The sequence below is a fragment of the Microbacterium sp. LMI1-1-1.1 genome (assembly GCF_040815675.1).
In the GTDB taxonomy this organism is placed as follows: Bacteria; Actinomycetota; Actinomycetes; order Actinomycetales; family Microbacteriaceae; genus Microbacterium.
In genome coordinates, this window is sequence record NZ_JBFPNN010000001.1 from 799,316 (window position 1) to 822,418 (window position 23,103).

Annotated in this window: 19 protein-coding genes; 1 reads left to right on the forward strand and 18 read right to left on the reverse strand. The window is 73.4% G+C overall.

Going from position 1 to position 23,103, the window contains the following annotated elements; genetic code table 11:
• The first annotated feature begins 6 nt into the window (after positions 1-6).
• A complete protein-coding gene (locus tag MRBLMI1_RS03755; RefSeq protein WP_367726797.1) occupies positions 7-1,245 on the forward strand; it encodes a hypothetical protein in 1,239 nt (412 codons plus the stop codon).
• Positions 1,246-1,354: 109 nt separating this feature from the next.
• Here the strand turns inward: MRBLMI1_RS03755 and MRBLMI1_RS03760 are convergent, their stop codons facing one another.
• From MRBLMI1_RS03760 to MRBLMI1_RS03845, 18 genes are all read right to left on the reverse strand, one after another.
• Positions 1,355-2,728, reverse strand: coding sequence for an RsmB/NOP family class I SAM-dependent RNA methyltransferase (locus tag MRBLMI1_RS03760; protein ID WP_367726798.1), 1,374 nt, complete (start codon positions 2,726-2,728; stop codon positions 1,355-1,357).
• Positions 2,725-3,648: a methionyl-tRNA formyltransferase gene (fmt, locus tag MRBLMI1_RS03765; protein WP_367726799.1), complete on the reverse strand. Its 924-nt coding sequence runs from the start codon at positions 3,646-3,648 to the stop codon at positions 2,725-2,727. Before fmt ends, MRBLMI1_RS03760 begins: the two co-directional genes overlap by 4 nt.
• A gap of 68 nt (positions 3,649-3,716) precedes the next feature.
• Positions 3,717-5,699, reverse strand: coding sequence for a primosomal protein N' (locus MRBLMI1_RS03770; RefSeq protein ID WP_367726800.1), 1,983 nt, complete (start codon positions 5,697-5,699; stop codon positions 3,717-3,719).
• 27 nt (positions 5,700-5,726) lie between these two features.
• A complete protein-coding gene (gene metK, locus MRBLMI1_RS03775) occupies positions 5,727-6,920 on the reverse strand; it encodes a methionine adenosyltransferase (protein ID WP_367726801.1) in 1,194 nt (397 codons plus the stop codon).
• 95 nt (positions 6,921-7,015) lie between these two features.
• Positions 7,016-7,270: a DNA-directed RNA polymerase subunit omega gene (gene rpoZ / locus MRBLMI1_RS03780; protein ID WP_367726802.1), complete on the reverse strand. Its 255-nt coding sequence runs from the start codon at positions 7,268-7,270 to the stop codon at positions 7,016-7,018.
• Between the two features lie 143 nt (positions 7,271-7,413).
• Entirely contained in the window at positions 7,414-7,980 is a 567-nt protein-coding gene (locus tag MRBLMI1_RS03785) for a CoA-binding protein (RefSeq protein WP_367726803.1), read from the reverse strand.
• The gene (locus MRBLMI1_RS03790; protein WP_367726804.1) at positions 7,977-9,290 is read right to left on the reverse strand and encodes an O-acetylhomoserine aminocarboxypropyltransferase/cysteine synthase family protein; all 1,314 of its coding nucleotides are present in this window, start codon (positions 9,288-9,290) and stop codon (positions 7,977-7,979) included. Before MRBLMI1_RS03790 ends, MRBLMI1_RS03785 begins: the two co-directional genes overlap by 4 nt.
• 20 nt (positions 9,291-9,310) lie before the next feature.
• Positions 9,311-11,323: an acetate--CoA ligase gene (gene acs / locus MRBLMI1_RS03795; RefSeq protein ID WP_367726805.1), complete on the reverse strand. Its 2,013-nt coding sequence runs from the start codon at positions 11,321-11,323 to the stop codon at positions 9,311-9,313.
• Positions 11,320-12,168, reverse strand: a complete 849-nt coding sequence (locus MRBLMI1_RS03800; RefSeq protein WP_367726806.1) for an ABC transporter permease — start codon at positions 12,166-12,168, stop codon at positions 11,320-11,322. Before MRBLMI1_RS03800 ends, acs begins: the two co-directional genes overlap by 4 nt.
• Positions 12,168-13,208, reverse strand: coding sequence for an aliphatic sulfonate ABC transporter substrate-binding protein (locus tag MRBLMI1_RS03805; protein ID WP_367726807.1), 1,041 nt, complete (start codon positions 13,206-13,208; stop codon positions 12,168-12,170). The genes MRBLMI1_RS03800 and MRBLMI1_RS03805 overlap by 1 nt, the downstream gene beginning before the upstream one ends.
• Complete coding sequence (locus MRBLMI1_RS03810) at positions 13,205-14,065, reverse strand: ABC transporter ATP-binding protein (protein WP_367726808.1); 861 nt, start codon at positions 14,063-14,065, stop codon at positions 13,205-13,207. Before MRBLMI1_RS03810 ends, MRBLMI1_RS03805 begins: the two co-directional genes overlap by 4 nt.
• A gap of 67 nt (positions 14,066-14,132) precedes the next feature.
• A complete protein-coding gene (gene gmk, locus MRBLMI1_RS03815) occupies positions 14,133-15,032 on the reverse strand; it encodes a guanylate kinase (protein WP_367726809.1) in 900 nt (299 codons plus the stop codon).
• Positions 15,025-15,885: an orotidine-5'-phosphate decarboxylase gene (gene pyrF, locus MRBLMI1_RS03820; RefSeq protein ID WP_367726810.1), complete on the reverse strand. Its 861-nt coding sequence runs from the start codon at positions 15,883-15,885 to the stop codon at positions 15,025-15,027. The genes gmk and pyrF overlap by 8 nt, the downstream gene beginning before the upstream one ends.
• Positions 15,882-19,169 (reverse strand): carbamoyl-phosphate synthase large subunit, encoded by a 3,288-nt coding sequence (gene carB / locus MRBLMI1_RS03825; RefSeq protein WP_367726811.1) that lies wholly within the window; start codon positions 19,167-19,169, stop codon positions 15,882-15,884. The genes pyrF and carB overlap by 4 nt, the downstream gene beginning before the upstream one ends.
• On the reverse strand, positions 19,162-20,319 hold the full coding sequence (carA, locus tag MRBLMI1_RS03830; protein ID WP_367726812.1) for a glutamine-hydrolyzing carbamoyl-phosphate synthase small subunit: 1,158 nt from the start codon (positions 20,317-20,319) through the stop codon (positions 19,162-19,164). Before carA ends, carB begins: the two co-directional genes overlap by 8 nt.
• Entirely contained in the window at positions 20,316-20,816 is a 501-nt protein-coding gene (locus MRBLMI1_RS03835) for a hypothetical protein (RefSeq protein WP_367726813.1), read from the reverse strand. The genes carA and MRBLMI1_RS03835 overlap by 4 nt, the downstream gene beginning before the upstream one ends.
• Positions 20,813-22,135 (reverse strand): dihydroorotase, encoded by a 1,323-nt coding sequence (locus MRBLMI1_RS03840; protein ID WP_367726814.1) that lies wholly within the window; start codon positions 22,133-22,135, stop codon positions 20,813-20,815. Before MRBLMI1_RS03840 ends, MRBLMI1_RS03835 begins: the two co-directional genes overlap by 4 nt.
• On the reverse strand, positions 22,132-23,100 hold the full coding sequence (locus MRBLMI1_RS03845; protein ID WP_367727600.1) for an aspartate carbamoyltransferase catalytic subunit: 969 nt from the start codon (positions 23,098-23,100) through the stop codon (positions 22,132-22,134). Before MRBLMI1_RS03845 ends, MRBLMI1_RS03840 begins: the two co-directional genes overlap by 4 nt.
• Positions 23,101-23,103: the final 3 nt, after the last annotated feature.

The following is a 23,103-nucleotide window of genomic DNA, read 5'->3' on the forward strand; positions in this document are numbered from 1 at the left end:
GTAACGATGACGACAGGTGACCAGAACTCCCCGGCACCGCAGTGGAACGAGAGCCTCGGGCGGTGGACCGCGAACGGCCATGTCTGGGACGACGCCACGCAGCGCTGGGTCCCCCTCGCCGCGGCTGCCGCGCCCCTCGCGCCCGAGGCCACCGACCCGGGGATCGATGCCGGCGCCCGACACACGGATCCGCGCGCGCTCCGCTCGGAGCACGTCGGCCCGCCGGGACCGTCTCGGCCCCGCCGCCTCCGGACCGGTGCCATCGTCGGCCTCTCGCTCGGCGGTGTCGGCGTCCTCGCCGTCGTGGCGCTGGTCATCGGGCTCGCGGTCCTGCCCCGTGGCACGACGACGCCGGGGCTCGCGGACTCTTCGAGCGCCTCGGCGGCCGACGTGGTCCGCACCTACCTGGAGGCGGTGGCCGAGGCGGATGCCGAGACGGCTCTGGCGCAGCTGTCGTCCCTCCCCTCCGACACCGTTCTGCTGACGGACGACGTCCTCGAGAAGTCGCGTCAGTTGGCTCCCGTCGGTGACATCGAGATCGGCGAGCCCGTCCTGTCGGGATACACCGGGCACGTCCCGGTCACCTTCTCGATCGGCGAGAGTCGGCAGCAGACGACCTTCCCCGTCGACGCCTGGGGGGAGGACGAGAAGTGGGGTGTCGGCAGCCCCGCGACCCTCAGCCTCCCCGGGTCGGTGGACAGTCTGCCGTTGGCGATCAACGGACAGGCCGTCACCGGCGACAGCGTGCACGCCTTCCCCGGAACGTACGAGATCACGACGGACTCGCCCCTCTTCGCGCTCGCCGGTCCGACGACCGTGACCCTCCGAGACGCGGACTGGCAGACCCTCTCCGGCGTCGAGGCGGTGCTCAGCCCGGACGGGCTGCAACGCTTCCGGACCGCCGTCACCGACGCGGTGAACGCCTGCCTCGCATCGACCGCTCTGCAGGCGGGGTGCGGGGTCGACATCCGCGCGGTGCTGGACGACGGCACCAAGGTCATCGACGGCACCGTGACGCGGACCCTCGGGGGCGAGGCCGCGACGCGCCTGGCGAACCTCGAGCCGATCTCGACGTACGGAGCACCGTTGCAGATGAGCACGGGCATCATCGGCCGCGTCGACCTCACCGCGGACTGCGAGAAAGACGGGGTGCGCATGTCGGGATGCCGCTTCACCCTGAACCCGAGCCTGGGCTCGGCCATCGTCGACTTCGCCGTCGACCCGCCCGTGGTGCGCTGGGACTGAAACCGCGGTACCGGGGCGGCGCGACGCCGTCGCCCCGGTCTCACCCGCCGCTCCCGAGGGGCGAATCCCCGGGTGATCTCGCCCGCGGTCCGCGCCGCGGGCGGGCGGGTCAGCGCTTGCGCAGCAGGGCGATCGACATCGCGTCCGTGCCGTGCCGGTGCGGCCACAGCTGCGCGCGCAGCGAGCCGTCGGCCTGGTCCGGAAGGTCGATGTCGTCGCGGACGACGCCGCGGACGACTTCCCGCGCGTCGAGCTCCTCGGCCGCCTCGCCGAGCTCCCGCTTCACCTCCGCCAGCACGCCCGCGGTCTCGGCGAGATGCGGCGAGCACGTCACGTATGCGAGGACCCCGCCGGGGGCGAGCGCGGCGAACCCGGCGAGCACCAGCTCGCGCTGCAGCGCCGTGAGGTCCGGCACGTCGGCCGGCGTCTTCCGCCAGCGCGCCTCGGGCCGGCGCCGCAGCGCCCCGATCCCCGTGCACGGCGCGTCGACGAGGATCCGGTCGTACTCCCCCGGGGCCCGCGCCGCGCGGTCGCGCCCGTCCTCCTCGCTCACCTCGACCGGGAGGGGGAGGGATGCCACGGCCCGCCGCACCAGTCCGGCTCGGGCGGGGCTGATCTCGTTGGCATCCAGGTGCGCCCCGTTCGCCAGCGCCTCCGCGGCCAGGAGCGCCGTCTTGCCGCCGGGACCCGCACACAGGTCGAGCCACCGCTCCCCCGCGCGCACCGGGAGCGCCCGGGTCAGGGCGAGGGCGGCGAGCTGCGAGCCCTCGTCCTGGACGCGGATCCGCCCGTCGGACGCGGTGATGAGGGCTTCGGGGTCGCCCCCGGACGTCGTGAACGCGGTCGGCGCGTACGGGGTCGCGCGAGCGTCGGCGGGCGGCTCGGCCAGGCCCGGCAGCGCGATCATGGCGACCCGGGGCGCGACGTTGTCGGCCTCGAGCAGGGCGTCGAGCTCGTCTGCGCGCCCCTCGGCGGCGAGGGCCCGGCGCAGCGCCCGCACGATCCAGACAGGGTGCGAGGTGGTCACGCCGGTGCGCTCGTCGTCGCTGCGCGCGGCGGCGGCGGCGCGTTCGAGCCAGTGGCCCGGCGTCTCGCGCGAGACGCGGCGCAAAACGGCGTTGGCGAAGCCCGCGGCCCCGCGTCCGCCGCCGTGGCGGCGCGCCAGTTCGACCGACTCGTTCACGGCCGCGTGGGAGGCGACACGGGTGGACAGCAGCTGGTGGACGCCGAGCCGCAGCGCGTCGAGCACGGGCGGGTCGATGCGGTCGACGCCGCGGTCGGCGGCGACGGCGATGATCGCGTCGTAGGTCCCGCGGCGACGGAGTGTGCCGTAGGTGAGCTCGGTGGCGAGGCCGGCGTCCTTGGCATCCAGTCCCGCCCGCGCGATCGCGTGGGGCAGGAGCAGGTTGGCGTAGGCCTCGTCGTCGGTGACGGCGCGCAGCACCTCGTAGGCGACGGCGCGCGCCCCCTGGACCGCGGTCATGATCCGAACACCACGTCGCTCGTGCGGAGCCCCCGCAGCCAGTCGCCCGCGTCCATGGCGCCCTTGCCGGCCGGCTGGACCGTGCGGAGGTGCAGCGGCGACGTCCCGGTGCCGACGAGGACGGACCGACCGGATGCCGCCACCCGTCCGGGATCCAGCGGGGGCGCCGCCGGGTCCGCGGGCGCCGCCCGCAGCACCTTCACGCGGGCGCCGTCGAGGGTCGTGTGCGCACCGGGCTCCGGGGTCACGCCCGCGATCCGGGCGAGGAGGGACGCGGCATCCGCCGAGAAGTCCAGCAGGCCGTCGGTCAGGGTGAGCTTCGGGGCGACCGTGGGCTCGCCCTCCTGCGGGACGGCGACGGCGGTCCCGTCCGCGATGCCGTCCACGACACGGGCCAGCAGCGGCGCGCCCACCTCGGCGAGGGCGTCCAGCACGTCCGCGGAGGTCGCCCCGGCGGGGACGTCGTACCGCTCCTCGGCGAACACGTCGCCGGCGTCGAGCGCCGCGACGAGCTGGAAGACGCTCGCGCCCGTCACGGTGTCGCCCGCGATGAGCGCCCGCTGCACCGGGGCGGCGCCGCGCCAGCGCGGGAGCAGGGAGAAGTGCAGGTTGATCCACCCGTGGACGGGGGTCGAGAGCAGCGGCTCGCGGACGAGCCCGCCGTACGCGACGATGACGCCGAGGTCCGGCTCGAGCGCGGCCAGGCGCGCGGTGACGTCCGCATCGAGGCGGTCGGCCTTGACCACGTGCAGGCCCAGGTCGCTCGCCGCCTGCGCCACCGGCGACGGCGTCAGGACCCGCTTGCGGCCGAGCGGTGCGTCCGTGCGCGTGACGACCGCGGCGATCTCATGCGGCCCGTCGGCCAGGGCGCGCAGCGACGGGACGGCGACGGCGGGGGTGCCGGCGAAGACGAGGCGCATGGTTCTCCTCACGCGGTCGGGTGCGGGACGGGCGGGACCGGGGCGGGTCGAGCGATGGATGCCACCGCTCAGAGGTCGGGCTCGGGGATGTCGAGCCGGACTCTGAGTGTATTGCGCGGCTTCGGGCCGCGATCCTTGGTCGACTTGCGCGCACGCAGGGCGTCGGCGATGACCCCGGCCCGCAGCGCCTCCGCGACCGCGCGCCCGTGGGCGTAGTCGAACCGCACGAGGGCGCGGGCCGTCGCCGTGTCCGGCGAGGTCGAGGTGTCGACGGGACCCAGGATCGCGAGGGGGTCCAGCGAGGGCACGCTCTCGCGGAGCGACGCGAGCAGGGTGTCGACGCTCCGGGCGTGTCCGTCGACGCTGGCGACGCGGACGGCGGGCGGCATGCGCAGCGGCGCCCGGTCGGAGAGCTCGGACCGGGCGTAGGCCGGCTGGGTCCAGGTCGCCAGCGCGCGGGCGACGGGTCCGGCGACGCCGACGAGGTGCACGGGAGCGCCGGGGGCGGCGAGGGCGGCGGCGTTGGACCACCAGCGGAGGCAGTGCTCCCCGATCCGCAGCGCCTCGTTCTGCAGCATGCGGTCGCCGTCGAGCAGGATGACGGCGCGGTAGCCGCCGCGGGCGAGCGGCTCGGCGCCGCGCGTGGCGATCACGAGGGCGGGGGCGGCATCCACCTCCGTCACCGGGTGGGCACCGTCGGCGACGATGACCCGGGTCCCCGGGAATGCCCGGCCGAGCTCGTCCGCGGTGCGCTCGCTGCCCGAGGACGCCATCCGCAGCTTGGCCGATCCGCAGTGCCCGCACGTCCACGCGTGGGCGCTCCGCCCGCACCAGGCGCACACGGGGACCGCCCCGGGCCGGGCGGCGCGCAGCGGTCCCGCGCAGTGCGCGCAGCGCGCCGGGCGACGGCAGTCCGCGCAGACGAGGGACGGCGCGTAACCGGGCCGGGCGACCTGCACGAGCACCGGCCCCTCCGCCAGCGCCGCGCGCGCCGCCGCGAACGCCGACGACGGGACGCGCGACTGCCGCTGCTCCCCCTCCCGGGTGGCGCTGAGCACCACGCGCGGGCTCGGGCGGCGAGCCGGGGCGACCTCGCGGACGTAGCCGACGTCGACGAGCCGCTGCACGTCGGTGGTGCGCGTGTGCCCGGCGAAGAGCAGGGCGGACCCCTCCAGCTCCTGACGGACGAGCGCGGCGTCGCGTGCGTGCACGCCCGGGGCGAGCGGCTCGGCGAGGAGCGAATCGCCGTCGTCCCAGATCGCGACGAGTCCCGTCGCGTGGGCGGGCGCGTACACGCCGGAGCGCCGCCCGACGACGATGCACGGAACCGGGGCGAGCGTGCGCAGGTACTGCGCGTAGCGGGCGGGGCCGGACTGGTCCGCGTCGTCGCGGACGATCGCCTCCGCCGGGGCGAGGTCCGCCAGGGCCGCGAGCAGCTGCGCCTGGTCCCGGTAGTCCGGGACGACGAGGACGGCGCTGCGGCCCCCGGCGAGCGTGTGCACGGCCGCCGCGGCGAGCAGATCCGCCCAGGCGCCGCGCGGCAGGTCGCCGGCCGGGAACGGGGGCGCATCGAGGGCGAGCCGCTCCCCCGCGTCCAGCGCGGTCGTGAGGCCGATGTACGGGGCGAGCAGGGCGTCGGCGCGCGCGAGGGACTCCGCGTCGACGACGGGCGTCTCGGGCGGGGGCGCGGCCGCCCAGGCCTTCTCGGCGCGCACCATGCGCTTGGGCACCGCAAGTCGCAGGACGTCGCTCACGGATCCCGCCGCCCGGTCCGCCACGCGGCGTGCGAGCGTGTACAGCGCGTCCGGCAGCACCGGCATCGGCGACACGACCGCCTCGACGGAGGACAGGGGCCGCTCGGTGCCGTCGTCGGCCACGACCTCGACGACGAAGGCATCCATCATCCGGCCGGCGGAGCGCAAGGGGACCTTGACCCGGATGCCGGGGACCACCTCGCCCACGAGGGCGTGCGGCACCGCATAGTCGAACAGCCGGTCGAGCTGCGGCACGGGCGAGTCCAGCTGGACCCGCGCGACCCGACGCGCGCTCATCGCGCACCGCCCGGAGGCGCGCCCACCTCAGAGCCCGGCGGCCGTGCGCAGTTCGTCGACGCGGTCCGTGCGCTCCCAGGTGAAGTCCGCCAGCTCGCGGCCGAAGTGGCCGTAGGCGGCGGTCTGCGCGTAGATCGGGCGCAGCAGGTCGAGCTGGTCGATGATCGCCTTCGGGCGCAGGTCGAACACCTCGCGGATGGCGCGGACGATGGTCTCGTCCGCGACGTGCGCGGTGCCGAACGACTCGACGTACAGGCCGACCGGGTTCGCCTTGCCGATCGCGTAGGCGACCTGCACCTCGAGACGGTCGGCGAGACCGGCGGCGACGGCGTTCTTGGCGACCCAGCGCATCGCGTAGGCGGCCGAGCGGTCGACCTTGGACGGGTCCTTGCCGCTGAACGCCCCGCCGCCGTGACGGGACGCCCCGCCGTAGGTGTCGATGATGATCTTGCGGCCGGTCAGGCCGGCATCGCCCTTCGGGCCGCCGATGACGAACGGGCCCGCGGGGTTGATGTAGTACTGCACGTCCGGCAGGTCGAGGCCCGTGTCGCGGAGGACGGGGTCGATGACCTCGGCCTGCACGCGGGCGCGGAGCTCCTCCTGCGAGATGTCGGGGTGGTGCTGCGTCGAGAGCACCACGGAGTCGACGGTGCGCGGGACGAGCCCGTCGTAGCCGAGGGTCACCTGCGTCTTGCCGTCGGGCCGCAGGAACGGCAGCGTGCCGTCGCGCCGCACGGCCGCGAGGCGCTCCGCGATGCGATGGGCGGTCCACGCCGCCATCGGCATGAGCTGCGGGGTCTCGTTCGTGGCGAAGCCGAACATGATGCCCTGGTCGCCGGCGCCCTGCAGGTCGCGCGGGTCAACCGAGCCGCGCTCCCGCTGCTCGAACGCCTTGTTGACGCCCGCGGCGATGTCGGACGACTGGGCGCCGATCGACACGCTCACTCCGCACGACTCCCCGTCGAAGCCGGTCTCGCTCGACGTGTAGCCGATGCGGTTGACGACGTCGCGGACGATCGCGGGGATCTCGACGTAGGCGCTCGTGGACACCTCGCCGGCCACGTGCACGAGACCCGTCGTGACGAGGGTCTCGACGGCGACGCGGCCGCCCGGGTCCTCGGTGAGGATCGCGTCGAGGATGCTGTCCGAGATCTGGTCGCAGATCTTGTCGGGGTGCCCCTCGGTGACGGACTCGGAGGTGAACAGGCGCAGGTCGGTCAAGACTTCTCCCGGGATGCTGGCGGGCAGGGGGACGGGCACAAGTATGCCCCGGACGGCGGACACCGCCCGGGGCATGCGTCACACCGTGACGGAGGTCACTCCGTGGGGCGCAGGCGCAGCTTGTCCTCGTAGATCTCGTGCAGCGCGATCGTGAGGGGCTTGTCCTCCACGGTCGAGTCCACGAGCGGGCCCACGTTGTCGAAGAGGTTCCCCTCGTGCAGGTCCGAGTAGTAGTCGTTGATCTGACGCGCACGCTTGGATGCGTAGATCACGAGCTGGTACTTCGAGTCGACCTTGTCGAGGAGAGCGTCGATGGGCGGGTCGATGATGCCCTGGTCGCGTCCGGCCATGGGGAACCTCCTGGTTCGGCGGGATTCGGTGGATGCGGCGCGCGAGGCGCCGAAGCATCCCCCTAGTCTACAGCGCCGACGGGCCGGCGACGGCGGCGTCCGTTCGAGTGTCCCGGACGGCCGCCGTCGACACGGCGACGGCGTCAGCGGCGCGAGAGCAGCTGACGCTTGGAGCTGAGCACGCCGGTGTCGAAGCCGGCCAGGTGCAGGCCGCCGTGGAAGCGGGCGTGCTCGATCTTGACGCAGCGGTCCATGACGACGGACAGCCCGGCGTCGCGCGCGATCTCCGCCGCGCCCTCGTGCCACGAGCCCAGCTGCAGCCAGAGGGTCTTCGCACCGGCGTCGACGGCCTCCTGCGCGACGCCCGGCAGGTCGTCGTGCCGGCGGAACACGTCGACGATGTCAGGCGTCACGGGCAGGTCGGCCAGCGACGCGTACGCGGGGCGGCCGAGGATGCTGTCCGCGCGCGGGTTGACGAAGTAGACGTCGTACGGCGAGCTGCTCAGCAGGTACGTGCTGACGAAGTAGCTCGCCCGGGCGGGGTTGTCCGACGCGCCGACGATCGCGACGGAGCGGGCCGCGCGCAGGATCTCGAACCGCTCCTGCGCGCCGGGCGCGGTGAAGGTGCGGGAGGGGTCGGCGGGGACGGCGGCGGCACCCGGGAGGGCGCAGGCGTCCACCGGGGGCAGGGCGCAGGACGCATCGGTCATCGGGTGGCTCCCGTCGCGGCGGTGAGGGCCTGGTCGAGGTCCCAGAGGATGTCCTCGGGGTCCTCCAGTCCCACGGAGATGCGGATAAGGTCGGCGGGGACGCCCGCCGCGGTCAGCTGCTCGGGGGTGAGCTGACGGTGCGTCGTCGAGGCCGGGTGGATGACGAGGGTGCGGGCGTCGCCGATGTTCGCCAGGTGCGAGGCGAGCTGCAGCGCGTCGATCACGGCCTCCCCCGCCGCGCGGGCGGAGGCCGGGTCGTCGGCGCGCACGCCGAAGGCGAACACCGAGCCCGGTCCGAGGGGCAGGTACTTCTCCGCGCGGGCGCGGTGCGGGTGGTCCGGCAGGCCCGCCCACGTGACGAACGAGACGCGGGGGTCGTCCTTGAGCCACTGCGCCACGACGCGGGCGTTCGCGAGGTGCGCGTCGACGCGCTGCGGCAGGGTCTCCACGCCCTGCAGGAGCTGGAACGCCGACTGCGGGCTGAGCGCCGGGCCGATGTCGCGCAGCTGCTCGGTGCGGAGCTTGGTGAGGAAGCCGTACTCGCCGAAGTTGTCCCACCACTTGATGCCGCCGTAGGACGCGACCGGCTCGGTCATCTGCGGGAACTTGCCGTTGCCCCAGTCGAACGTGCCCTTCTCGATGACGACGCCGCCGAGGGTCGTGCCGTGGCCGCCGAGGAACTTCGTCACGGAGTGGATGACGATGTCGGCGCCGTGCTCCAGGGGCCGGGCGAGGTAGGGGGTGGCGAGGGTCGAGTCCACGACGAGCGGGATCCCCGCCGCGTGGGCGACCTCGGCGAGCCCCTCGATGTCGGCGATCTCGCCGGAGGGGTTCCCGATCGTCTCGACGTACAGCACCTTGGTCTCGGGGCGGATCGCCGCGGCGTAGTCGGCCGGGTCGCTGGAGGGCACGAACGTCGTCTCGACGCCGAACCGGCGGAGGGTCACGTCGAGCTGGGTGACGGTCCCGCCGTAGAGCTGGGCGGATGCCACGACGTGATCCCCCGCTCCGACCAGGGCCGCGAAGGTGATGAACTCCGCGCTCATGCCCGACGCGGTCGCCACCGCGCCGATGCCCCCCTCCAGCGAGGCCAGCCGCTCCTCGAGCGCGGCGACCGTGGGGTTGCCGATGCGCGAGTAGATGTTGCCGTACTTCTGCAGGGCGAAGAGGTTGCCGGCATCCGTCGCGTCGTCGAAGACGAAGGACGTGGTCTGGTAGATCGGCACCGCGCGGGCACCCGTCGCGGCATCGGGGGTGCCGCCGGCGTGCAGGGCGCGCGTACGGAATCCGAACTGGTGTTCGTCGGTCATCGGATCTCTCTCGGGGGGTGTCAGGCGTCGGCGAGGACGTCCGCGATGCGGGCGACGGCGTCGGGGTTCTGCAGGGAGGTCGTGTCGCCCAGGGGGGCGGGGGTCCGGCCCTCCCGGCGGTCGCGCTCGGCCTCCCAGAGCTGGGCGAGGAGGCGTCGGAGGATCTTACCCGAGCGGGTCTTCGGCAGATCGGGGACCACGACGACGTGCCGCGGCTTGGCCACCGGACCGATCGCGCGGGCGACCTCGGCCCGGAGCGCCGCCTCGTCGGGCCGCCCGTCGCCGGCGGGCACGACGAACGCGACGACGGCCTGGCCGGTCATGGCGTCCCCCACCCCCGCGACCCCCGCCTCGGCGACGGTGTCGTGCGCCACGAGGGCCGACTCGATCTCGATCGTGGAGAGGCGGTGGCCCGACACGTTCACGACGTCGTCGAGGCGACCGAGGATCCAGATGTAGCCGTCCCGGTCGCGCGTCGCCCCGTCTCCGGCGACGTAGTAGCCCCCGTGCGGTCCGTGCCCGGCGAACGCGGACCAGTAGGCGTCGCGGTAGCGGCGCGGGTCGCCCCACACCGTGCGCGCCATCCCCGGCCACGGCCGGCGGACGACGAGCGTCCCCGAGCGCCCGGGCTCGACCTCGGCGCCCGCGTCGTCCACGACGGTCGCGTCGATGCCCGGCAGGGGCACGGTCGCCGAGCCGGGCTTGAGCGTCGTCGACCCCGGGAGCGGGGCGATCATCGCCGCGCCCGTCTCGGACTGCCACCACGTGTCGACCACGGGGACCTCGTCGCGGCCGAAGTTGCGGCGGAACCACACCCAGGCGGCGGGGTTGATGGCCTCGCCGACGGTGCCGAGCAGACGGATCGTGGACAGGTCGTGCCCCGCGGGCACGTCGTCGCCGAACCACGACATGAACGTGCGGATCAGCGTCGGCGCCGTGTAGTAGACGGTCACGCCGTAGCGCTCGATGATCTCGAGGTGCCGCTCGCGGTGCGGCGCATCCGGCGTGCCCTCGTAGATCACCTGCGTGAGCCCGTTCGAGAGCGGGCCGTAGATCTCGTACGTGTGCGCGGTGACCCAGGCGAGGTCGGCCGTGCACCAGTGCACGTCGTCGGGCTTGGCGTCGAAGTGCGCCCAGTGCGCCCAGCTCGCATGCGTGAGGTAGCCGCCGGCCGTGTGCACGAGCCCCTTCGGCTTCCCCGTGGTGCCCGAGGTGTAGATGATGAACAGCGGGTGCTCGGCGTCGAAGGCCTCGGCCTCGTGCGTGTCCGCGGCGACGTCGACCGTCTCGTGCCACCACACGTCGCGTCCCGGCGTCCACGGCACGTCGCTGCCGGTGCGCCGGACGACGAGCACGTGCTCGAGGGCGGGGAGACCGGATGCCGCGACGTCGGCGATCGACTTCACCTCGACGGCCGCCCCCCGACGGTTCTGCCCGTCCGTGGTGACGAGGAGCTTGGCACCGGTGTCCTCGAGGCGGAAGCGGAGGGCCTCGGCGGAGAAGCCGCCGAACACGAGCGAGTGCACGGCACCGATGCGGGCGCAGGCGAGCGTGACGACGACGGTCTCGACGAGCACGGGCAGGTAGACGACGACCCGGTCCCCCGGGCCGATGCCCAGCGCGGTCAGGGCGTTGGCGGCCTGCGCCACCCGCCGCTGCAGGTCCGCGTAGGTGACGGTGAGGCGGTCGCCCGGCTCGCCCTCGAAGTGCAGCGCGACCTTCGCCCCGCGACCGGCGCGCACGTGCCGGTCGACGCAGTTCTCGGCCACGTTCAGTCGTCCGCCGTCGAACCAGCGCGCCGCCGGGACGGAGAGCTCGCCGTCGTCCCCGACGACCGGCGGACGCCAGTCAAGCGTGGTGTGCCAGGGGGTGCGCCAGTCCAACCGGTGCGCCGCCGCCTCCCAGAACGCGAGGGGGTCGGCGGCCGCGCGCCCGTAGGCCTCGGAGCCGACGTTGGCGAGCGCGGCCACGGCATCCGGAGCCGGGAAGGTCCGCAGCTCGTGCAGACGGGCCTCGGTGTCGACGGCGGTCATGTCCACCTCCGCAGGAGACGTCGTTCGACGAGGCTCAGCAGCGCGTTCGAGAGCGCGCCGAGCAGCGCCAGCAGGGCGATCGTGAGCAGGATGCGGTCCACGCGTCCGTTCTGCTGCGACAGGGTGAGCAGGAAGCCCAGCCCCATCGCGGCCCCCAGGAGCTCGGATGCCACCAGGAACAGCCACGCCTGGGCCATCGCGAGCCGCAGCCCCGACATGAGCGACGGGATGACGGCGGGCAGCTGCACGGTGCGGAAGAGGGCCCATCCGCGCAGGCTGAACGAGCGGCCCATCTCGACCAGGTGCGCGTCGACGTGCCGCAGCGCGTTGGACACCGTGGTGAAGACGGGGAAGAACGCGCCGATCGCGATGAGCGTGACCTTGGAGTCCTCGCCGATGCCCATCCACAGCAGCAGCAGCGGCACGAGCGCGAGCGAGGGGATGGCGCGGATCGCCGCGAGCGTCGGCGAGAGCAGGACGTCGCCGGCGCGGGTCAGGCCCACGAGGGCCGCGACCGCGAGTCCCACGACGGCCCCGAGCGCGAAGCCGATGACCACGCGCTGCACCGAGATGGCGATGTTCAGCCACAGCTCCCCCGACGCGGCGAGGTCGATCGCCGCGGTGACGACCGAGGCCGGCGGCGGGAGCCGGTACACCGGTACGAGCCCCAGCGTGGTGCTCAGCTGCCAGGCGAGGAGCAGCGCCGCGGGCAGGAGGAGGCCGCCCGCGATCTGCACGACCGGGCGGCGCCAGAACGGCCGCGTCGCCAGCCTGTCCGCGCGGTCGACCGTCGAGACGCCCTCGCTCGAGGTCGCCACGCCGAGACCGTAGCCGTACTCCGTCATCAGGACGAGGTGGCGGCGCGGGCGAACTCGTCGTGGACGATCGACTCCAGCGCGTCCTGCACGGCCTGATCGCCGCCCTGGACGGCGTCGGAGTCCACGAGCACGGGCGCGATGACCTCCAGCACGGCGAGCTGGTCGTCGCCGGGGACGCCGCTCACGTCGAGGTTCGAGCGCTCCGTGATGACCGTCGAGGCCACGGACGGGTTGATGCCGGCGACCTCGGCGAGCAGCGCCGCCGTCTCCTCGGGGTTCTCCAGCGCCCAGGCGCGGGCCTCCTCGTAGGCGTCGACGACGACCTGCGCGACGTCGCCGTGGTTGTCGATGAAGTCCTCGGTCGCGTTGAGGAAGCCGTACGAGTTGAAGTCGACGTTGCGGTAGAGCAGCTTCGCCCCGGACTCGGCCTCGGCGCCCGCCATGATCGGATCCAGACCCGCCCAGGCGTCGACCGAGCCGGCCTCGAGGGCGGCACGGCCGTCGGCGTGCTGCAGGTTCTGCAGCTGCACGTCGCCGATGCCCAGACCCTCGGTCTCGAGCGCCTGGAGGAGGAAGAAGTAGGGGTCGGTGCCGGGGGTCGCGGCCACGGACTTGCCGGCCAGGTCGGCGACCGAGGTGATGTCGCTGTCGGCGGGGACGACGAGAGCCGACCACTCCGGCTGCGAGTAGATGTCGATGACCTTGATGGGCGAGCCGTTCGCGCGGGCGAGCAGCGCCGCGGAGCCGGCGGTCGAGCCGACGTCGATCGACCCGGCGCGGAGGAACTCGTTCGCCTTGTTCGAGCCGGCCGACTGGACCCACTCGACGGTGACGCCGTCGCCGAGGGCCTCCTCGATCAGACCCTGATCGCGGACGATGAGGCTCAGCGGGTTGTAGGTCGCGAAGTCCAGCGACAGCGAGTCGGTCGACCACTCGGCGCCCTCGGCGGAGCCGGCCGCCGCGGGCGCGCTCGAGGCGTTCTCGCCCGAGAGGCACCCGGAGAGCAGGAGCATCATCGCCCCGGCGATCGCGGTCGCGGGGACGATACGGCGGGACAGGGTGCTCATCGGGTCTCCTGAGGATGGGGGTGGGAGGGCGTCACCCCGAGCCCCGCGAGGAGCTCGGAGCGCAGACGGGTGAAGTCGTGGGCCGCGCGGTCGCGGGGGCGGCCGCCGGGCACCGTCGTGACGCTCACGACGGAGGGGACGGCCGGGTCGTCGCCGAGGGCGCGCAGCAGCACGACCCGGTCAGCGAGGTAGAGGGCCTCCTCGACGTCGTGCGTGACGAGCACGACGGTCGTCGGACGGGCGGCGTGCACCTCGAGCAGGAGGTCCTGCATGCGCAGGCGCGTCAGCGCGTCCAGCGCGCCGAACGGCTCGTCCAGCAGCAGTACTTCGGGGTCGCGCGCCAGCGCACGGGCGAGCGACGCCCGCTGGGCCATCCCGCCCGACACCTCGCGCGGCCGGCGCGTCGCGGCGGCCTCCAGGCCCACGAGGGCGAGCAGCTCCGCCACGCGGGCGTCCACGGCGGTGCGGTCGCCGCCGCGACGCAGGCCGAGGGCGACGTTCTGGGCGACGGTGCGCCACGGGAGCAGACGGGGCTCCTGGAACGCCACGGCCGTGCGGTCGTCGGTGTCGCGCACCGCGGTGCCGTCGACGGTGATGCGGCCGGAGGTGGCGGCATCCAGTCCCCCGAGGAGACGCAGGAGGGTCGACTTGCCGCAGCCCGAGGGGCCGATGACCGCGACGATCTCGCCGCCGGTCAGATCGAGGTCGACGCCCCGCAGGACCGCGTGCGGACCCTGCGCCGTCGGGAACGTCCGGCCGACCTGCTGCAGGGCGACGGCGCCCGGCCGCGCCGAGGAGGCGGCGTCGGGACGCGTGCCGTCCGCGGGCACGGCGGAGAGGGCGGAGGCGGGGGGCATTCCCTCAGCATGGCGAGGTCGTGCCGCCCGATCGAACCGGGCGTAATGAGACGAAACCTGGGCGGGATCAGCGGGCCGCGAGGGCGACGACCTCGGCGGCCGCCGACGCCACGTCCTCGTTCACGACGCGGTAGTCGAACTCGTTCTGCGCGGCCAGCTCCACCCGCGCGGTGCGCAGACGGCGGGCGCGCTCCTCCGCGTCCTCGGTGCCGCGCCCCACCAGCCGCTGGACGAGCTCGTCCCAGCTCGGCGGCAGCAGGAACACCAGCGTCGCGCGGGGATCCGCCGCCCGGACCTGACGGGCGCCCTGCAGGTCGATCTCGAGCAGCGCGGTGCCGCCCTCGGCGAGCACCTTCTCGATCGGGCCGCGGGGCGTGCCGTAGCGGTGGTGGTTGTGCACCGTGGCGTACTCGAGGAGCGCGCCGGTCGCGATCAGGCGGTCGAACTCGGCGTCGTCGACGAAGTAGTAGTGCTCCCCCTCGACCTCGCCCGGGCGGGGCGCGCGCGTGGTCGCCGACACCGACAGGTGGATCTCGGGGTGGTGCTCCTTGATGTGCGCGGCGACCGTCCCCTTGCCGACGGCCGTCGGTCCCGCCAGCACCACGAGGCGACTGCGGCCCGCGCGGGGGCGCGGCTCCGGCCACCGGGTGTCGAGGAAGTCGCGCAGGGCGTCGCGCTGTCGCGTGCCCAGGCCACCGAGGCGCTTGACCGGGGAAATCCCCAGGGAGGCCAGGATGCGGTCGCGCTTGCCCTCGCCGATCGCGGGGATCGCGGTGAGGAACTCCGTCACGCGCATCGCGCCGGCCGGGGACGCGGGGTCCGCCAGGGCGCGACGGAGCAGCTCCTGCGGGGAGATCACGCGCGTGGACACGTCGCGCTTGAGCGCGGCGCGCTCGCGGCGCGCGGCGACGGCGCGGCGCGACGCGGCGGCGCGATCGACCTCGGGCGGACGACGTTCTTCAGCCATGCGGGTTCTCTCGGTACAAGGCGGCGCGGGCGGTGATGCGGTCGGCCACGCGGTCCGGGCCGACGGCGAGGATGCTGCGGCTCTCGTTGGCCACGACCGCCCCCGCGACGTAGCCGAACAGCCGGGACAGGTCGGCGGGCTGGGCGCCCTGCGCCCCGAACCCCGGCGCGAGGATGGGCATGCCCGCCAGCGTCATATCGCCGAGGCCGAAGTCGGCACGGTCGACCGTGGCGCCGACGACGACGCCGATCGACCCGAGCGCGCCGGGCAGGCCGATGTTGGCCTCGTTCACGTCGCGCGCCACCCGCGCGGCCACGTGCTCGTCGTCGCCGATGGCCAGGGCGTCGTCGACGCGCGCGCTCTGCAGCGCACGGGCCTCCGGGTTGCTCGTCGCGGCCAGGACGAAGGCGCCCTTTCGGGCGCGCAGCGCCAGCGCGAGCGTGGCGCGGAGGGAGTCGGGGCCGAGGTATGGCGTCAGCGTCACCGCGTCGGCCTCCAGCGGCGACCCGGGCTCCAGCCAGGCGGCGGCGTAGCCCTCCATCGTGGTGCCGATGTCGCCGCGCTTGGCGTCCGCGATCACGAGCAGCCCGGCGGCGCGGGCCGCGGCCATCACGTCCTCCAGGGCGGCGAAGCCCCGCGACCCGTACCGCTCGTAGAACGCGACCTGCGGCTTGACCACGCCCACGCGGCCCGCGGCGGCCTCGACCACCCGCAGACCGAGCTCGCGCGCGCCGTCGGCCGTGGCATCCAGCCCCCACGCCGACAGCAGTGCGGCGTGGGGGTCGATGCCGACGCAGAGCGCGCCGTGCGTGTCGAGGGCGGCGCGGAGGCGCTGGCCGAACGTCTCGCTCACAGACGACCGGCGCGGTCGACGGCGTACTCCTGCAGGCTCCGCACGTCGAACCCGTCCTTGACGGCACCGAGGGCGCTCACCGCGGCGCCAAGCACCGCCATCGTCGTGAACAGCGCCTTGTCGGCGGCCACGGCCGCCGCGCGGATCTCGTAGCCGTCGGCGCGGGCGGTGCCGCCGCTGGGGGTGTTGACGATCATGTCGATCTCCCCCGCGTTGATGAGGTCGACGATGTTCTGCTGACCGTTCTCCTGCGTCTCCGAGTACTTCTTCACCACGCGCACGCGGATGCCGTTCCGCGCGAGGATCTCCGCGGTGCCCTCGGTCGCGACGAGGTCGAAGCCGAGCTCCTGCAGGCGGTGGGCCGGCAGGATGACGGCGCGCTTGTCGGCGTCCGCGACCGAGATGAAGACCGTGCCCGAGGTCGGCATGCCGCCGTACGCGGCGTCCTGGCTCTTGGCGAACGCGGTCGGGAAGTCGCGGTCGATGCCCATGACCTCGCCCGTGGAGCGCATCTCGGGACCGAGGACCGAGTCGACGGTGTGCCCGTCCGCGGTGCGGAACCGCTTGAACGGCAGCACGGCCTCCTTGACGGCCACAGGGGCGTCCAGCGGCACGCGCGAGCCGTCGTTCTCGGGCAGCAGGCCCTCGGCGACGAGCTCCGCCACGGTGCTGCCGGCCATGATGCGGCTGGCGGCCTTGGCGAGGGGGATGCCGAGCGCCTTCGACACGAACGGGACCGTGCGGCTGGCGCGGGGGTTCGCCTCGATGACGTAGAGCACGCCGGCGGAGATCGCGAACTGCACGTTCAGCAGGCCGCGGACGCCGACGCCCTCCGCGATGGCGAGAGTCGCCTCGCGGACGCGGTCGATCTCGGTGCGGCCGAGCGAGACCGGCGGGAGCGTGCAGGACGAGTCGCCGGAGTGGATGCCGGCCTCCTCGAGGTGCTCCATGACGCCGCCGATGTAGAGGTCGGTGCCGTCGTAGAGCGCGTCGACGTCGAGCTCCACCGCGTCGTCGAGGAACCGGTCCACGAGCAGCGGGAGGCCCGGGCCGATGATGGCCTGGTCGGCGACGCGGACGAAGTAGTCGCGCAGCGCCTCGGTCGAGTACACGATCTCCATGCCGCGACCGCCGAGCACGAAGCTGGGGCGCACGAGCACGGGGTAGCCGATCTCCTCGGCCACCTCGACCGCGCCCTCGACGTCGATCGCGGTGCCGTTGCGCGGGGCGACGAGACCGGCGTCGTCGAGCAGACGCGAGAACAGCTCGCGCTCCTCGGCGAGGTCGATGGCGGCGGGGCTCGTGCCGAGGATCGTGTAGCCGGCGGCCTCGATGCCCTTGGCCAGGCCCAGCGGCGTCTGCCCGCCGAGCTGGCAGACGACGCCGAGGATCTCGCCGGACTGCGCCTCGGCGTGCAGCACCTCCAGCACGTCCTCGAGCGTCAACGGCTCGAAGTACAGGCGGTCGGAGGTGTCGTAGTCCGTCGACACGGTCTCGGGGTTGCAGTTGACCATGACGGTCTCGTACCCGGCCTCGGCCAACGCGAAGGAGGCGTGCACGCACGAGTAGTCGAACTCGACGCCCTGCCCGATGCGGTTGGGGCCCGACCCGATGATGACGACCTTCGTCCGCTCGGACGGCGTGACCTCGGTCTCGGCGTCGTAGCTGGAGTAGTGGTACGGCGTGAGCGCGGGGAACTCCCCCGCGCACGTGTCGACGGTCTTGTAGACCGGACGCACGTCCAGCGTGTAGCGGGTCTCGCGCACCTCGGCCTCGTCGAGACCGCGCAGCTGCGCGATCTGGACGTCGCTGAAGCCGTGCTCCTTCGCGAGGCGCAGGGTCGCGGCATCCAGGTCGCCCGCCTGACGGATCGCCTCGGCGACCTCGTTGATCAGGACGATCTGGTCGATGAACCACGGGTCCATCGCCGTCGCGTCGAAGGCCTGCTCGGGGGTCGCGCCGAGGCGGAGCGCCTGCTGCAGGACGACGATGCGGCCGTCGGTCGGGGTCTTCGCGATCTCGAGCAGCTCCTCGACCGAGCGGCTCTCGTCGCCCCAGTGGAAGCTCGAGCCGCGCTTCTCGAGGGAGCGCAGCGCCTTCTGCAGCGCCGTCGTGTAGTTGCGGCCGATCGCCATGGCCTCGCCCACCGACTTCATGGTGGTGGTCAGGGTGGTGTCCGCGGCCGGGAACTTCTCGAAGTTGAAGCGCGGCACCTTGACCACGACGTAGTCGAGCGTGGGCTCGAAGCTCGCCGGGGTGACCTTGGTGATGTCGTTCGGGATCTCGTCGAGGCGGTAGCCGATCGCGAGCTTGGCCGCGATCTTGGCGATCGGGAAGCCCGTCGCCTTCGACGCCAGCGCCGAGGAGCGCGACACACGGGGGTTCATCTCGATGACGATGATGCGGCCGGTCGCGGGGTCGACGGCGAACTGGATGTTGCAGCCGCCGGTGTCCACGCCGACGGCACGGATGATGTCGATGCCGATGTTGCGCATCTTCTGGTACTCGCGGTCGGTGAGCGTGAGCGCCGGGGCGACCGTGATCGAGTCGCCCGTGTGGACGCCGACCGGGTCGACGTTCTCGATCGAGCAGACGACGACCGTGTTGTCGGCGGTGTCGCGCATGAGCTCGAGCTCGTACTCCTTCCACCCGAGGATCGACTCCTCGAGCAGCACCTCGTTGGTGGGCGAGTCGTGCAGGCCCGCGCCGCCGATGCGACGGAGGTCCGCCTCGTCGTACGCGAAGCCCGAGCCGAGGCCGCCCATCGTGAACGACGGGCGCACGACCAGCGGGTATCCCAGCTTCTCGGCACCGGCCAGCAGCTCGTCCATCGAATGGCAGATGACGGATGCCGCGACGTCGGCGCCCGCCTCGATGACGAGCTCCTTGAAGATCTGACGGTCCTCGCCGCGGTTGATCGCGTCGAAGTCGGCGCCGATGAGCTCGACGTCGTACTTCTCGAGGATGCCGCGCTTGTGCAGCTGGATGGCCGCGTTCAGGGCCGTCTGGCCGCCGAGCGTGGGGAGCACCGCGTCCGGCTTCTCCTTGGCGATGATCGTCTCGATGACCTCGGGGGTGATCGGCTCGATGTACGTCGCGTCGGCGAAGTCGGGGTCGGTCATGATCGTCGCCGGGTTGGAGTTGACGAGGATGACGCGGACGCCCTCCTCGCGCAGCACGCGGCAGGCCTGGGTGCCGGAGTAGTCGAACTCGCACGCCTGACCGATGACGATCGGGCCGGAGCCGATGACGAGGACGGAGTGGATGTCGTCGCGCTTAGGCATTCTTGTTGGTCTCCAGGTTCGCGATCACCATGTCGCGGAAGCGGTCGAACAGGTAGTTGGCGTCGTGCGGGCCGGCGGCGGCCTCGGGGTGGTACTGCACGCTGAACGCCGGGATGTCGAGGGCGCGGAGACCCTCCACCACGTTGTCGTTCAGGCCGATGTGGCTGACCTCGACGCGGCCGAAGCCGTGCGGGCTGTCGACGACCTGGTCCAGCGGGGCGTCGACGGCGAAGCCGTGGTTCTGCGACGTGATCTCGACGCGGCCGGTCGTCTTGTCGAGGACGGGCTGGTTGATGCCGCGGTGACCGAAGGGCAGCTTGTAGGTGCCGAAGCCGAGCGCGCGGCCCAGCAACTGGTTGCCGAAGCAGATGCCGAAGAACGGCAGGCCGTCGCCGAGGACCGCGCGCAGCAGCTCGACGTGCTGGTCGGACGCGGCGGGGTCGCCGGGGCCGTTGGAGTAGAACGCGGCGACCGGCTCGATCGCGCGGATCTCCTCGATCGTCGCGGACTGCGGGAAGACGTGGACGTCGAACCCGCGCGCGGCGAGGTTGTCGATCGTCGACTGCTTGACGCCGAGGTCGAGCACGGCGAGGTTGCCGATCCGCTCGGCCGCGGCGGGGGTGACCTCGACCTCGGTGACGGACACCTCGGCGCTCAGGTTGCGCCCCGCCATGCCGGGCGCCTCGCGCACGCGGCGCAGCTGCTCGTCGGCATCCAGATCCGCCGCCTCGCCCGAGAAGACGCCGCCGCGCATGCTGCCCGAGGAGCGGATGCGACGGGTCACGGCGCGCGTGTCGATGCCGGAGATGCCGACGATGCCGTCTTCGACGAGCGCGTCGTCGAGGGAGCGGGTGGCGCGCCAGTTCGACACGACGCGCGAGGGGTCGCGCACGACGTAGCCGGCGACCCAGATCCGGCGGGACTCGGGGTCTTCCTCGTTCACGCCGGTGTTGCCGATGTGGGGCGCGGTCTGCAGGACGATCTGGCCCGCGTAGGAGGGGTCGGTGATCGTCTCCTGGTAGCCGGTCATGCCGGTGGCGAAGACGACCTCGCCGAGGGTCTCGCCGCGCTTGCCGTAGGCGCGGCCGGGGTAGCGGGTGCCGTCTTCGAGCACGAGGACGGCGGGCTCGGTGGTGATCAGGGCGGTCATGAGTCGCTTCCTGTGGAGGTGAGGGGACGGATGGCGTCGGCGAGGGCTCGCGCCGAGGCGTCCTGGGGTCGGAGGTAGGTGTCGACGAGGGTGTCGTCGTCGATGCGCCAGGTCACGCGCGTCAGGCCGTCGCGCTCGACCACGCGGTCGATGGCGACCGTGGCCTGAGCGGCGTCGACGAGGCGGTCGCGGGTGAGCGCGATGCGCGGCTGTCCGGGCAGGTCGAGGGCGACGCCCGCGGAGCTGATCACGACGTCGGCGCGGGAGCGGAAGCCGAGGCCCTTGATCGCCAGGCGTTCGAGGGGCTCGCCGTGCCGGGTGGTCGCGACGTAGAGGCTCGCGAACGTCGCGGACTCGACCGCGTCGGCGGGGAGCTCCCCCACCGGTGCGGAGTACCGCGCGTCGCGCCGGGTTCGTCGCACCCAGGCCCACGCGAGCAGCGCGAGCACGAGCGCGGCGACGCCGACGATGACGAGCAGGGCGCCTTCGCGGGTCACGCGAGCGCCCCCGGCGCGTCGAGCACCGCACCGTCGGCGACGGTCGGGATGCCGCGGCGCACGGTCCAGCGGACCTCTCCGGGCAGCTCCCGGCCGAGGTACGGCGAGTTCCTGCTGCGTCCGCGGAGGTCCTCCAGCGCGAAGGGGCGGGACGGGCGCGGGTCGTACAGCGTGAAGCTCGCCGGCTGGCCCACGGCGACCGGGGTGCCGTGCCCGTCGAGACGGCCGATGCGCGCCGGCGCGGCCGACATGACGCGGGCGACGTCGGCCCACGTCAGCAGACCCGTGTCGACCATCGCCTGCTGCACGACGCGGAGGGCGCTCTCGAGGCCCACCATGCCGTTGGCGGCGGCGGCCCACTCGCAGGCCTTCGCCTCGGCGGGGTGCGGGGCGTGGTCGGTCGCGACGATGTCGATCGTGCCGTCGGCCAGACCCTCCCGCACGGCGAGGACGTCCTCCTCGCGGCGCAGCGGCGGGTTGACCTTGAACCGCGCGTCGTAGTCGCGGACGAGCTCGTCGGTCAGCAGCAGGTGGTGCGGCGTCACCTCGGCGGTGACGTTCACGCCGCGCTTCTTGGCCCAGCGGATGATGTCGACCGATCCGGCGGTGCTCAGGTGGCACACGTGCAGGCGGGACCCGACGTGCTCGGCGAGGAGCACGTCGCGGGCGATGATCGACTCCTCGGCGACGGCCGGCCAGCCGGTCAGTCCGAGCTCCGCCGAGACGGCGCCCTCGTTCATCTGCGCCCCCTCGGTGAGGCGGGGGTCCTGGGCGTGCTGGGCGACGACGCCGTCGAACGCCTTCACGTACTCCAGGGCGCGGCGCATGATGAGCGGGTCGAAGACGCAGAAGCCGTCGTCGCTGAAGACGCGCACGCGCGCCCGCGACTCGGCCATCGCGCCGAGCTCGGCGAGGCGCTCGCCCTTCTGCCCGACGGTCACGGCGCCGATGGGCTGCACGTGGACGTAGCCGGCGGCCTCGCCCAGGGCGAGCTCCTGCTCGACGACGCCCGCGGTGTCCGCGACCGGCGACGTGTTCGGCATCGCGAAGACGGTGGTGAAGCCGCCCGCCGCCGCCGCCCGGGATCCGGTGAGGACGGTCTCGGACGCCTCGTATCCCGGCTCGCGCAGGTGCACGTGCAGGTCGACCAGCCCGGGCAGGGCGACGAGACCGTCCGCGTCGATCACGGTGGCACCGGCCTGCGACAGACCCGCACCGGTCTCGGCGACGACGCCGTCGCGGACGAGGAGGTCGGTGGCATCCCGGCCCTCGATGCGCGCCCCGCGGACCAGGATCGTCTGGGGGGTGGCGTGGCTCATCGAGCGTCCTCTCTCTCGGTCTCGGGTCGCTCGCCCGCCAGCAGCAGGTAGAGCACGGCCATCCGCACGGAGACACCGTTCGCGACCTGCTCGAGCACCGTCGAGCGCGGGGAATCGGCGGCTTCGGCGGAGATCTCCAGACCCCGGTTCATCGGACCGGGGTGCAGAACGATGCTACCGTCCGCGAGGGCGTCCAGTCGCCGCGCGTCGAGGCCGTAGCGGCGCGAATACTCCCGTTCAGTCGGGAAATACGCGGCGGACATGCGCTCGAGCTGGATGCGGAGCATCATGAGCGCGTCGGGTCCGGCGGCGATCGCGTGGTCGAGGTCGTAGTCGATCTCGACGGGCCAGCCGCTGACGTCCTGCGGGACGAGGGTCGGCGGGGCCACCAGGGTGACCTGGGCGCCGAGGGTGTGCAGCAGCCACACGTTGGACCGGGCGACGCGCGAATGCAGCACGTCCCCGACGATGGTGACGCGGATGCCGTCGAGGTCGCGGCCGCGGCTGTCGTCGCCGAACGTGCGCTTGCGGATGGTGAACGCGTCGAGCAGGGCCTGCGTGGGGTGCTCGTGGGTGCCGTCGCCGGCGTTGACGACGCCCGCGGTGATCCACCCGCTGGTGGCGAGGGTGCGCGGGGCGCCGGACGCGCCGTGGCGGATGACGACCGCGTCGGCCCCCATGGCCTGGAGGGTCTGCGCGGTGTCCTGCAGCGACTCCCCCTTGCTGACGCTGGAGCCCTTCGCCGAGAAGTTGATGACGTCGGCACTCAGGCGCTTCGCGGCGGCCTCGAACGAGATGCGGGTGCGGGTCGAGTCCTCGAAGAAGAGATTGACCACGGTCTTGCCCCGCAGCGTCGGGAGCTTCTTGACCTCGCGGCGCTGGGTGTCGGCCATGTCCTCGGCGACGTCGAGGATCTCGAGGGCGGCCGCGCGGGAGAGGTGCTGGGTGTCGAGGAGGTGGCGCATGAC

Excerpts from the sequence above, each read along its gene's own strand:
- MRBLMI1_RS03755 (WP_367726797.1), top strand. The coding sequence starts at position 7 with ATGACGACAGGTGACCAGAACTCCCCGGCACCGCAGTGGAACGAGAGC.
- MRBLMI1_RS03760 (WP_367726798.1), bottom strand. The coding sequence starts at position 2,728 with ATGACCGCGGTCCAGGGGGCGCGCGCCGTCGCCTACGAGGTGCTGCGC.
- fmt (WP_367726799.1), bottom strand. The coding sequence starts at position 3,648 with ATGCGCCTCGTCTTCGCCGGCACCCCCGCCGTCGCCGTCCCGTCGCTG.
- MRBLMI1_RS03770 (WP_367726800.1), bottom strand. The coding sequence starts at position 5,699 with ATGAGCGCGCGTCGGGTCGCGCGGGTCCAGCTGGACTCGCCCGTGCCG.
- rpoZ (WP_367726802.1), bottom strand. The coding sequence starts at position 7,270 with ATGGCCGGACGCGACCAGGGCATCATCGACCCGCCCATCGACGCTCTC.
- MRBLMI1_RS03785 (WP_367726803.1), bottom strand. The coding sequence starts at position 7,980 with ATGACCGATGCGTCCTGCGCCCTGCCCCCGGTGGACGCCTGCGCCCTC.
- MRBLMI1_RS03790 (WP_367726804.1), bottom strand. The coding sequence starts at position 9,290 with ATGACCGACGAACACCAGTTCGGATTCCGTACGCGCGCCCTGCACGCC.
- acs (WP_367726805.1), bottom strand. The coding sequence starts at position 11,323 with ATGACCGCCGTCGACACCGAGGCCCGTCTGCACGAGCTGCGGACCTTC.
- MRBLMI1_RS03800 (WP_367726806.1), bottom strand. The coding sequence starts at position 12,168 with ATGACGGAGTACGGCTACGGTCTCGGCGTGGCGACCTCGAGCGAGGGC.
- MRBLMI1_RS03805 (WP_367726807.1), bottom strand. The coding sequence starts at position 13,208 with ATGAGCACCCTGTCCCGCCGTATCGTCCCCGCGACCGCGATCGCCGGG.
- MRBLMI1_RS03810 (WP_367726808.1), bottom strand. The coding sequence starts at position 14,065 with ATGCCCCCCGCCTCCGCCCTCTCCGCCGTGCCCGCGGACGGCACGCGT.
- gmk (WP_367726809.1), bottom strand. The coding sequence starts at position 15,032 with ATGGCTGAAGAACGTCGTCCGCCCGAGGTCGATCGCGCCGCCGCGTCG.
- carB (WP_367726811.1), bottom strand. The coding sequence starts at position 19,169 with ATGCCTAAGCGCGACGACATCCACTCCGTCCTCGTCATCGGCTCCGGC.
- carA (WP_367726812.1), bottom strand. The coding sequence starts at position 20,319 with ATGACCGCCCTGATCACCACCGAGCCCGCCGTCCTCGTGCTCGAAGAC.
- MRBLMI1_RS03840 (WP_367726814.1), bottom strand. The coding sequence starts at position 22,135 with ATGAGCCACGCCACCCCCCAGACGATCCTGGTCCGCGGGGCGCGCATC.
- MRBLMI1_RS03845 (WP_367727600.1), bottom strand. The coding sequence starts at position 23,100 with ATGCGCCACCTCCTCGACACCCAGCACCTCTCCCGCGCGGCCGCCCTC.